Genomic DNA, 11434 nt, shown 5'->3' with positions numbered 1-11434 from the left:
TCATGGATAAAGAGAATGACAAGGATCATTATTCCGATCCAGAAGTCATCTATCATAAGCGGATATCTTCTTCCGTTCATGACCTGCCTTAGAGAATTATCATTGTTCCTTCTTCTCTGCACACAGGGCTTTATCCTTTCAACAACACTTGACTACTTCGATGAGATGGGACTTTACGCATTCTCAAGTGCTATAAACCTTATCCTCATCGTGACAATTCTGATATTCAACACACTTGTAAACAAGCTGACAGGCGCAAGCCTTGACAGTGGCATAGGAGGAAAGTAATCATGCCAGAGATCATTTTAGAAAATATAACAAAGCGCTGGGGAAAGTTCTTCGGCGTAGATAATGTCAGCCTCAATATTCCTGACAATTCATTTATTACTCTTCTTGGACCTTCAGGCTGTGGTAAGACTACGATCCTTCGTATGATCGCTGGTCTTGAGACGCCAACTGAGGGCCGCATAGTGATTGGCGACAAGGTGGTATTTGATTCAAACGCAGGTATCAACGTTCCTGCAAACAAACGTAAGGTGGGATTTCTTTTCCAGAACTACGCCCTTTGGCCAAACATGACAGTATATGAGAACATTTCTTTTGGTCTTAAGAATATCCATGAAGAGATGCCAGTTGTGGATGTGGCTGCCAAGCAGGCTGGAGATATGATACGGGCTCTTTCAAATGGCAACAAGATAAAAGAGGTTGTTGAAGAGTGCCGCGACAAGAACGGCAAGCTCGATGAGAACAAGGCCTATGTTAAGCTTATCGACAACTACAATCTTTCAATCCATACAGCAAAAGAGCTGTTTGCAATGGGAATACATGCTGCAGCTGATCCAGCAACACTGGCTAAGGCTAAGCTTTCAGAGTATGAAAAGAAATTATCTGACATCAAGGGAAAGTACCAGAGCGAGGGAAAGAGCCTTAATGACAAGTATGAGGTCCTTAAAAATGGCGAAGCTGTTATTGAAAAAAGGAAGCTTTCAAAGGAAGAGATCGACTCCAGAGTAAGAGCATGTTCAAGGATTGTTAAGATCGGAATGTTCATGGACAGATACCCTGCTGAGCTCTCCGGCGGACAGCAGCAGAGGGTTGCCATTGCAAGAACTCTGGCTCCCGAGCCACAGGTTCTTTTCATGGATGAGCCTCTTTCAAACCTTGACGCCAAGCTTCGTCTTGAGATGAGATATGAGCTTCAAAGACTCCATGTTGAGACAGGCAGCACATTTGTATATGTAACTCATGACCAGATGGAAGCTATGACCCTGGCTACAAGGATCTGCCTCGTAAACAACGGTGTCCTTCAGCAGTATGCAGCACCACTTGAGGTTTATAACAGACCTGCAAATCTCTTTGTTGCTGACTTCGTAGGAAATCCTTCCATGAACTTTGTTGATGGCAAGGGCTCTCAGCAAAGTGACGGCAGTGTAGCACTTGAAATCCTTGGTGGCATCAAGGCAAGATTTGTACCAACAGATGCTCTTGACCTGGCAGCATGGAGGAATCAGAGGGACAAGGAAGCAGCTGATAAGGCTGAATTCGAGAGACAACGCCTTCTTGTAAAGGGTGCAGTTGAAAAGAGCAACAAGGATGAGGTATTCAAGTACCACATCCAGAAGGTGGAGGAACAGGACGACTCTCTGGCAGATGAGCCGGTGATCACTGATGAGGACTTTGTCATCGGTATTCGCCCAGAGGCCATCGATATTGATGCTAATGGCAAGATCGACACAACAATCTACGGCGCAATGCCTACAGGTATGGAGTCAACTCTTAAGCTTCGTGTTGGAGAGTTCCTTCTTACCAGCGTTATCTTTGGCGGCGTGATCTATCAGATCGGCCAGGAGGAGAAGATTAACATAAACGGTAGCGATATACTCCTGTTTGACAGAAGATCAGGTAAGCTGATCTGCTCAGGTAAACTTGAACTGTGATTTCTATGAGGATGAAAAGGGCTGGGACTATTCCCAGTCCTTTTTTGTGGTATCATGGATGTATGAAAAATCGTATGTTTATCGTGGAGGCATATTATGGAAAACAGACCGGTTGGTAGAAAGAAAAATGTGACTGGCGGTGGATCTGGAGTTCACAGAAGAGGTGAGGCTCTTGGCGGAGGTCCAGTCGTTAATTCAGGTGGAATTGGTAGCGGTCCTTCTTCATCGGGAGGCAGTGGTCCACAGAGGTCAGGTGGAAGAAGTCCACTATTTATGATCATCATTGTACTGGTGCTTCTTCTTGGCGGAGGTGGAGGACTTTCCTCTTTCCTTGGTGGTGGAAGCAGTGTATCTGATACAACCCAGTATCAGACAACTACGTCCCAGCCACAGACCAGTACAAGTACTGGGGCAGTCGGCTCTACATCTACAGGATCATCACTTTCGATGCTGGGATCACTTCTTGGTGGCGGTTATAGCTCATACCAGGGGGCTAGCAGCGGCGTAAATGCTGCCTGGAGCGGAGACAACAATACAGGAAGACTTAACACATCTGTCTCAGATAAGGCCCGTGCTAAGCGTACAGTAATTAAGGGAGATGGCACAGATAAGGCAACCATCATGGTTTATATGTGTGGTGCAGACCTTGAGAGCAGAAGCGGAATGGCTTCAAGGGACCTTCAGGAGATGCTTGCTGCAAATGTTGGGGATAATGTAAACCTCATTATCTATACAGGCGGAGCAAAGCAGTGGCAGAACAACGTTGTTTCAAGCTCTACTAATCAGATCTATCAGATAAAAAATGGCAAGCTTGCTGTTTTAAATGACAACGTAGGAAATGTTCCAATGACCAGACCTGACACTCTTTCAGGTTTCATAAACTATGCAGCAAACGCTTTTCCTGCCAACAGAAATATCCTGATCTTCTGGGATCACGGCGGAGGATCAACAGGCGGCTACGGATACGATGAGAAGTTCCAGTCAGCTGGAGCCATGAGCCTTGCTGGTATCAATACAGCACTTAAAAATGGCGGAGTAAGCTTTGACTTTGTGGGCTTTGATACCTGCCTTATGGCAACTGTAGAAAATGCCCTTGTTGTTTCTAACTACGCTGATTATCTTGTGGCGTCAGAAGAGACAGAGCCAGGTGTTGGCTGGTATTACACAGACTGGCTCAGTGCAATTTCTAAAGATCCATCAATTGCAACAACTGATCTTTCAAAGATCATAATTGACACCTTTACCGATGCCTGCGCAAAGACATGCCCAGGACAGAAGACCACTCTTTCCCTGATCGATCTTGCTGAGCTTTCTCAGACAGTTCCTTCAGAACTTGCTGAGTTTTCAAAAGATACATCAGAGATGATAAACGGTGATGACTTTAAGACAGTGTCCAATGCCCGCTCTGGTTCAAGAGAGTTTGCCCAGTCAAGGATTGACCAGGTTGATATCATTGACTTTGCCAACAGGATGGGCACTAAGGAGGCAAAAGACCTTGCGGCTGTACTTAAAGATTCCATCAAGTACAACAGAACAAGCTCAAATATGACAAATGCGTACGGTCTTTCCATCTACTTCCCTTACAGGACTGGAAGCACCAACAAGGTTACTGCCATGGTGGATACCTACGAAGATATAGGAATGGATGAGGACTACGCAAAGTGTATTTCAAGCTTTGCAGGTATGGGAACATCAGGCCAGGTGGCTGCAGGTGGAACAGGCAGTGCCATGCCATCACTTTTTGGCGAGCTGTCGGGAACGTCTTCTTCAGGAACTCAGTCAGCTGAAATGATCACTCAGCTCCTTACAGCCTTCCTTTCAAGCGATTACAGTAGTGCAGGTCTGTCATCATCTACTGCATCTTTACTTGGCAGGAGCATTGATGTTGAAAAGGCTGCAAACTATATCGCCAAAAATCAGTTTGATCAGTCAGCTCTTTTCTGGACTACTAATGAAGCGGGTGAAGACGTCATCAGCCTCACGGAAGATCAGTGGGGAATGGTTCAGGATCTTGAGCTTAACGTATACTATGATGATGGAGAAGCGCTGGTAGATCTGGGACTTGATAATGTCTTTGATTTTGATGACAATGGTAATCTGAAGGCTCAGACAGACAAGACCTGGATTTCAATAGACGGTCAGGTGGTTGCCTACAGGGTTGTGGATATTCAGGGTACTGAAGATTCTTATGCCATCACAGGAAGAGTTCCATGTCTTATAAATGGAGACAGAGCAGAGCTTATCCTGGTATTTGATTCAGAAAATGAGGACGGATATGTGGCAGGAGCCAAGTACGACTACGTTGAGGGCGAGACAGATACTGTTGCCAAGAACCTGACAGAGCTTCAGGCTGGCGATAAGATCGACTTCTTGTGCGACGCCTATAACTACGATAAGACCTTTGACGCCGCATATTATCTTGGAGAGCCTATGACAGTTAAAGGCGACATGTCCGACATGAAGATCAGCAACACATACCTTGGAGATGGCGATGTTTACGTGATGTACAGATTTACAGACATCTACGGACAGAACTACTGGACAAACGCCTTAGTATATTAAAGATATGGAAGAAAAAACTAGAGATTTTCTGGCTGGAAGAATAAAGGACCTGGCAAACAGGGCATATCAGAACGGCTTTGCCACCAATACAGTCTTTTTATCCCTCTCTGAGCAGGCTCATGTATATCAGATCTTTGCTTCAGAGGGAGTGCCAAAAAACGTTAATGAATACCTAGGAGCCAGGTTTCTTTTTTACGGAGGATTTGATGAGGCGGAAAGAGCGATGATCATCTTTCTGCCTGACTACCTTGATGAAGAGACTTTTCTTTTATCTGAAAAAGAAGAGCAGAGCACTATTTCCTGTATTCACATTTTGCCGGTTAATAACAAATTTGCAGATGAGCTGACCCACAGAGATTATCTTGGGGCCCTTATGAACATGGGAATAGAAAGAGATCAGATAGGAGATATTTTAGCTGGCGAAAAGGAAGCATACGTTTTTGCAACCCCTGAAATAGCCGCAATGATAGAAAAAGAGCTGATCCGCATAAAGCACACCTCGGTAAAATGTACCAAGGTCAAGGCATCTGAGTGCGATATAAGACTAAAGTTTCAGGAAGTAAGCGGCTCTGTTGCATCAGAGAGAATTGATGCGATCATTGCCTTTGTATATCACCTTTCAAGATCAGAAGCCCAAAAGCTCATCGAATCAGAGTCAGTTTTCATTGATGGCCGCACAGCCTATTCTGGTGGATATGACTTAAAACCGGGATCTCGGGTATCAGTAAGAGGCCATGGGAAGTTCATTTACGATGGGCAGACTGGAACCACAAGAAAAGGGCGACTGTTCGTCAAGGTAAGAGTGTTCGTATAAATAGGGGAAAAGCCATGGGGACGGTTCTTTTGGCTGGTTTTGAAAATCGAAACCAGCCAAAAGAACCGTCCCCATGGCTTGTTTTGAGGGGGTATCAGAAATATTTATTTGATCAGATAAGCTTCTCAACGCAAGCTGCTACGTTCTTCATGTCCTCTGTAGGCTCGAAACGTGCAACTACGTTGCCTTCTCTGTCAATAACGAATTTAGTGAAGTTCCACTTGATGTCAGGATTGTTCTTGAAATCCTTATCGATCTTCTTGAGCATAACATTCATTGCAAGAGCCTTAGGTCCCTTACCGAAGCCTTCAAAGCCCTTCTGGCTCTTAAGATACTGATAAATAGGAAGCTGGCCTTCGCCGTTAACGTCTGACTTCTTCATCTGAGGGAACTTGGTGTTGTAGTGAAGAGTGCAGAACTCATGGATCTCCTCATCTGTTCCAGGAGTCTGACCAGCGAACTGGTTGCAAGGGATATCAAGAACCTCAAATCCCTGGTCGTGGAACCTCTCGTACATATCCTCAATATCCTTGTAATGAGGAGTGAATCCACATCCTGTAGCAGTATTCACAACAAGAACAACCTTTCCCTTGTAGTTCTCTAAAGAAAAGTCATTGCCCTGAGCATCAGTTACTGAGTAATCATAAAATCCCATTCGAAATTACCTCCATGAATAATTGTTAATATAAAAATGATTGTGTACAACTTATTGATTAATCAAATTATATTGTACGCAATCTAAATTGTCAATACCTATTGCAAAAAAAATTTTTTCCTCTTATCATTTACTTAATAAAGTGCGTAGCTATCGCATCTAAACCGGCTAAGGAAGGATATAAAAATGATCTACAAAGAGTTTGAGATTAGCGAAAAAGGCTCATTAAAGGGAGCAAAACTTACTGTTTACATCCAGGAGCCTTCTGAATCTCTATATATTAAGGAAAGACCTCTTATCCTGCTCTGTCCAGGGGGAGGATACGGATTTACTTCTGACAGGGAAGCTGAGCCCATGGCCCTTGCGTTTATGGCAAAAGGATATCACACAGCAATTCTTAGATATTCCTGTCACCCAGCTACATATCCGACAGCGCTTCTTGAACTTGGAAGATCGGTGCTTATCATCAGAGAAAATGCAAAAGAGTGGAATGTGAAAAAAGATTCCATAGTTGTCCAGGGATGTTCAGCAGGAGGCCACCTTGCCGCCAGCTACAGCTGCATGTGGAAGGAAGGATTCATTGAAGAGAACCTTTTAGTCAATGACGCAGAAATGCTAAGACCAAACGGACTTATCCTTTGCTATCCGGTTATCACATCTGGAGAGTTTGCCCACAGGGATTCATTTGTAAAACTTCTTGGAGACAGGTACGATGAGCTTGTAGATGAGATGTCTCTGGAGAGCCGTGTTAACCAGGATGTTCCAAGAACCTTCATGTGGCACACATTTTCAGACCAGTCAGTTCCTGTAGAGAATTCTCTTTTGTTTGCAACTGCCTTAAGGAAAGCAGGCATAAGCACTGAGCTTCATATCTTCCCAGAAGGATGCCATGGCCTGTCACTTGCTAACAAGCTTACTTTATCAATGCAGGAAAAAGAGCTTTCTCCTTCCTGCGAACCATGGATAGATATGGCTTGCAGATGGATGGAATACTATTTTTGATCTAGGATAATCATATGAGTAATTATGTGGTTTTTGACCTTGAGTGGAATCAGGGTGATGCGCCATTTGTCAGAGAAGATGGGAAAACTCTCACCTTTGAGATTGTTGAGATTGGTGCCGTAAAACTAAATGAAAACAGGGAAAAGATCGGGGAGTTTTCAAGACTGATAAAGCCCCAGGTCCACACCCACATGCACAGGATCACCGGAAAGCTCATTCACCTTTCCATGGAGGATCTTGCAAAGGGCGACAAGTTCCAGGATGTGGCAAGAGATTTCCTTGAATTTTGTGGAGAAGATGTCAAGTTCTGCACCTGGGGTCCTCTGGATCTTACGGAGCTTCAAAGGAATCTGGACTTTTATGGAATGCCGCTTTTGTCCGACAGGCCAATTGCCTTTTACGACGTGCAAAAGCTCTACAGCCTTGCCTATGATGATGGCAAGTCAAGAAAAGCGCTGGAAGCAGCGGTAGATGAGATCAGGATCCCTAAGGACATTCCATTCCACAGGGCTTTGGCAGATGCTGAGTACACTGCCAAGATCTTCAGGACCTTTGGAGAAAAGACCCTTACCAAGATCTCTTTTGACACCTATGTGACCCCAAAGACCAAGAAGCAGGAGATCAGGATTGTATTTGATACCTATGCCAAGTACATATCCAGAGAGTTTCTTAACAAAGAAGACATCCTGAAAAATGTGGATATCATGAGCACCAAATGCTACATATGCAAAAAGAATATCCGCAGGAAGGTCAAGTGGTTCACTCCAAATGGCAAACACTATTACAGCGCTGCCTTTTGCGATAAACATGGTTTTATGAAGGCCAAGGTCAGGATCAAAAAGGCAGAGAATGGAAATCTTTTCGTGGTAAAGACCTGCAGGTTTATTTCCAACGAAGATGTGGAAGAGATGAAAAAGAAACAGCATAAAATAAAGAAAAGACAAAGGTCATAAGGCCTTTGTCTTTTTTAGAATTTGTGGGATCTTCGACTTTTCCTAAACTCTCTTTTCCTTCGGTTAAACCTGACACGGTCACTGCGGGATGAGTGTTTCTTGTTTGAAAGGAGCCTTGTTATTGAGGTTCCAAGTAGCGAGATGACAATGAGCAGAATCGCCGCCGCAAGTAAAAGAATTTTAACGTTTATATAAATGGTAGTGTCTTTGACTGCATTTTCCAAAAGGTCAGTGCCGGAAACCGCGTTATAAAAAACGTAGGCGCAGCCTATCGGAACGTCGCTAAAGCTGTAATTAACCTTAGCAATAGCAGTTGGCATCTGGCTTTTTTCCTCTGCTGTAAGATCATAGCTGATCTCATAATCTGTGCTATCAATACTCGATGTCTTAGGAAGGATGATGGAGTCGCTTTCTCCAAGCTTTAATATGGTTCCAGACCTTCCAAAAACATCTCTGTCTGACTCAAAGAAAAGAGAGTCATCAGGCATGTACCTTGTGTCGTTGTCCGATACGTTAACTGCATGGAAATTGTTAAAGGCGTAGTCAAAAAGCGTGACGGTGTCTGTAAACTGGGCTGGAGATTCCTCCATGAAGACCACGCAGATCAGCTTAAGTCCGTCCTTCTCAGCGCAGGTAACAAGGGTTTCTCTGGCAAGATCCGTGTAACCTGTCTTGCCACCAAGAATTCCCTCGTAGGAAATTTCTCCCGATATCAGCTTGTGCTTGTTGTTGAGGTAAAAATCATCTGGCTGAGTGGCTGTTGCAGTAAAGTGATATCTTGCGGTATTTCCCACTTTACAGAGAAGTTCATTGTCAAAAAAGGCCTTTGATATAAGGGCCAGGTCATAGGCGCTGGTGTAGTGGTCATCTGCCTGAAGGCCGTTGGTGTTGGAAAAATGTGTGTTGGTGCAGCCTAGCTCTTTTGCCCGCTCATTCATAAGATCAACAAAGGCGTCAATGCTGCCACTTACATGTTCCGCCACGGCGTTTGCAACTTCGTTGGCGCTTCCCACCATTATTCCGTAAAGAGCCTGCTCAAGAGTGATGGACTGACCTACATCCATTCCGATATTGGATCCGCCCTGAGGAACGCTAAATACCGCATCGTTTGAAAACGTGATGGTATCTGACAAAGAGGCATTTTCTACAGCAAGAAGACAGGTCATTATCTTGGTGGTACTGGCGGGAAACAGCTCCTCATGGATGTTCTTGGAGTAGAGGATGGTGCCAGTAGCAGAATCCATCACAATGGCAGCCTGAGCAGTGATCTCAGGTCCGTGGGGCCACTGCGCAATAGAATTTGACTGGATCGGGAGCTCTTTTCGCTCTAAAGCTGCAGCGGCATAGTCTGTCTCAGCCAGAGCTGTTAATGGAACTGTGAAAAGAGCTAAAGCCACAGTCAAAAGAAATATCGCTGAAGCATATATTAAATTAGAAAACTTATTCTTCCCAGTAGACTTCATAGTATGCTTATAATACAATACTTCCAAACTTGGGGCAAATGGTGTAAAATTCTAATATAAGATTTTTAGGCAGGTTTTTAGATGCGTTTACGTAACATCGCAGGTTCCAGAGAGGTTATTGCAGACAGTGCCTTCACTATCAAGGAACCTGAAAAGAAAAAGGGCTTATTTAAGAAAGAAGTTTTTGGGAATGACAATCCCGTTCATGTAGAAATTGGAATGGGTAAGGGTCGTTTCCTTATGGATATGGCGCAGCTTCATCCAGACATCAACTATGTTGGTATTGAGAAGTACTCCAGTGTACTTTTAAGAGCACTTCAGAAGCAGGAGCAGCTTCTTTTACCAAACATCATTTTTATAAGGATGGATGCTGAGGATATTACTGAAGTATTTGCACCCTCAGAGGTTGACAGGATTTACCTTAATTTCTCGGACCCATGGCCCAAGGACAGACACGCCAAGAGGCGACTTCCTTCCAGGCAGTTCCTTGAAAGGTACGACAAGATCCTTGCAAAAGAGGGCGTAGTGGAGTTCAAGACCGACAACAAGGATCTGTTTATGTTTGCTCTTGATGAGATTGAGCCATCTGGATGGACCTTGGATGCAGTCACATATGATCTTCACCACGATGAAAAGATGATGGTTGGCAACGTTATGACTGAGTATGAAGAGCGCTTTTCTCAGGCAGGCAACCCAATTTACAAATACATCATAAGCAGAAAGGGGAGTAATTAATGGATTACACACTGAACACAGCGAATTTCGAAGAAGAAGTACTTAAGAGCAAATTACCGGTTCTGGTAGATTTTTCAGCAGACTGGTGTGGACCATGCAAGATGATGGCCCCAATGATTGATGAATTTGCAGACGAGTACGAAGGTGAACTTAAGGTTGGCAAGATCAATGTAGACCAGTCACCTGAAATAGCTCAGAAGTACAACGTAATGTCAATTCCAATGTTCGCATTTTTCAAGAATGGCGAAGTTGTTGAGACTGCCGTTGGAGCACTTAACAAGGCTAAATTACAGGGAATAATCGACAAGGTGCTGGCATAACCTGCCAGCACTTTACATTATAATGGGGGAGGCGTTATGAGCGACAAGATTGCAAACTTTGAAGACTACGTAAAAAGAGACGCAAGTAACGAGCACAAAGAAGCAGAAGAACAGGTTAAGCCTTCTGCAACCTCAAGTGATGTAACAGAAAAAGAGACTTTTGCATCATCAAAAGAGCCGGTTTCTCAGGAAACCATGGAAATCGAAATAGAAGATCCCTATCAGTTTTTAAATGCTGATGAGCGTGAGGAATATATCAGGCAGCGCCAGAAGGACCAAGAGGAACAGCAAAGAAAAGAGTCTGTGAGAAGAGCTGCTGAAGATAGTGCGCCCAAAAAGCCAGAACCAAGAAGGGAAGAGGTTAGGCCAAGGCCTGAACGTGAGCCTGTTCGTGAGAAAGGCAGGAGACGTCAGTACGAAGAGCCTGACGAAGAATATGATGAGGAGTATGACGACGAGGAGTACCAGGATGAGAACGAACAGGGTAGCGTCGACATGAACCTTGTTGTAAGAGTGGGTTCAATCCTCACTGGAATAGTTATTCTGGTAGTTATTGGAATGGTCCTTAAGGTGAAGGTCTTTGACAGATACTTTGCGCCTGACCCTGATGAAGCTGCCTCCCAGGTAGTTGCCGTTGCAATTCCAGCTGGCTACACAGAAAAAAATGACACCGTAGTGGTGTCAGGGGCATCATCTCTTAATTTAAGATCAGTTCCCAGCACTGGAAGTGACGACAGCATTGTTGCCAAGGCAGACGAGGGGACAGAGCTTAAAAGGATCGCAGTTAGTGACGATGGAAGCTGGGCTCTTGTTGATTATCAGGGCCAGCAGCTATACGGATCCATGAAGTACTTAAAAGAAAAGTGATCACGCTTTTTTAGAGTGGATATATTTGTAGAACTTATCAAGAGCCTCAGACAGGCTCTCGCTGGAGCGGGAGTAGGTTTCCACATGGTCAAGGATATCTGTTACAGAGGTATCCTTAAGGTAACC

The 11434-nt window shown here is 44.3% G+C and carries 10 protein-coding genes and 1 pseudogene; 9 read left to right on the top strand and 2 right to left on the bottom strand.

The features are described from left to right. The 4 genes and pseudogenes from J6I68_RS10880 to J6I68_RS10865 all read left to right on the top strand — a co-directional run. A pseudogene (locus J6I68_RS10880) lies at positions 1–288 on the top strand (ABC transporter permease); the annotation flags it as partial. Between the two features lie 2 nt (positions 289–290). Continuing rightward, positions 291–1937 (top strand): ABC transporter ATP-binding protein, encoded by a 1647-nt coding sequence (locus J6I68_RS10875; RefSeq protein ID WP_292220280.1) that lies wholly within the window; start codon positions 291–293, stop codon positions 1935–1937. A gap of 96 nt (positions 1938–2033) precedes the next feature. Continuing rightward, the gene (locus tag J6I68_RS10870; RefSeq protein WP_292220279.1) at positions 2034–4499 is read left to right on the top strand and encodes a clostripain-related cysteine peptidase; all 2466 of its coding nucleotides are present in this window, start codon (positions 2034–2036) and stop codon (positions 4497–4499) included. A gap of 4 nt (positions 4500–4503) precedes the next feature. Continuing rightward, complete coding sequence (locus tag J6I68_RS10865) at positions 4504–5313, top strand: YlmH/Sll1252 family protein (protein WP_292220277.1); 810 nt, start codon at positions 4504–4506, stop codon at positions 5311–5313. 112 nt (positions 5314–5425) lie between these two features. Here J6I68_RS10865 and J6I68_RS10860 read toward each other — a convergent pair whose 3' ends face one another. Continuing rightward, positions 5426–5968, bottom strand: coding sequence for a glutathione peroxidase (locus J6I68_RS10860; protein ID WP_292220276.1), 543 nt, complete (start codon positions 5966–5968; stop codon positions 5426–5428). 186 nt (positions 5969–6154) lie between these two features. On the opposite strand from J6I68_RS10860, the gene J6I68_RS10855 reads away from it, so the two are divergent. Together J6I68_RS10855 and J6I68_RS10850 are read left to right on the top strand one after the other, a co-directional pair. Next, complete coding sequence (locus tag J6I68_RS10855) at positions 6155–6970, top strand: alpha/beta hydrolase (RefSeq protein ID WP_292220274.1); 816 nt, start codon at positions 6155–6157, stop codon at positions 6968–6970. 14 nt (positions 6971–6984) lie between these two features. Continuing rightward, on the top strand, positions 6985–7923 hold the full coding sequence (locus tag J6I68_RS10850) for a 3'-5' exonuclease (protein ID WP_292220273.1): 939 nt from the start codon (positions 6985–6987) through the stop codon (positions 7921–7923). Positions 7924–7937: 14 nt separating this feature from the next. Here the strand turns inward: J6I68_RS10850 and J6I68_RS10845 are convergent, their stop codons facing one another. Beyond that, positions 7938–9386, bottom strand: a complete 1449-nt coding sequence (locus J6I68_RS10845; protein WP_292220272.1) for a D-alanyl-D-alanine carboxypeptidase family protein — start codon at positions 9384–9386, stop codon at positions 7938–7940. 81 nt (positions 9387–9467) lie between these two features. On the opposite strand from J6I68_RS10845, the gene trmB reads away from it, so the two are divergent. The 3 genes from trmB to J6I68_RS10830 are packed head-to-tail and all read left to right on the top strand — an operon-like array spanning position 9468 to position 11308. Then, complete coding sequence (trmB, locus tag J6I68_RS10840; protein ID WP_292220270.1) at positions 9468–10121, top strand: tRNA (guanosine(46)-N7)-methyltransferase TrmB; 654 nt, start codon at positions 9468–9470, stop codon at positions 10119–10121. Next, a complete protein-coding gene (trxA, locus tag J6I68_RS10835; RefSeq protein ID WP_292203855.1) occupies positions 10121–10441 on the top strand; it encodes a thioredoxin in 321 nt (106 codons plus the stop codon). Before trmB ends, trxA begins: the two co-directional genes overlap by 1 nt. A gap of 36 nt (positions 10442–10477) precedes the next feature. After that, entirely contained in the window at positions 10478–11308 is an 831-nt protein-coding gene (locus J6I68_RS10830; RefSeq protein WP_292220268.1) for an SH3 domain-containing protein, read from the top strand. Positions 11309–11434 lie beyond the last annotated feature (126 nt).

The sequence above is a fragment of the Butyrivibrio sp. genome (genome assembly GCF_017940685.1).
In the GTDB taxonomy this organism is placed as follows: domain Bacteria; phylum Bacillota; class Clostridia; order Lachnospirales; family Lachnospiraceae; genus Butyrivibrio.
Note: the sequence above shows the minus strand (reverse complement) of the source record. Positions and strands in the feature narration are given on the sequence as shown.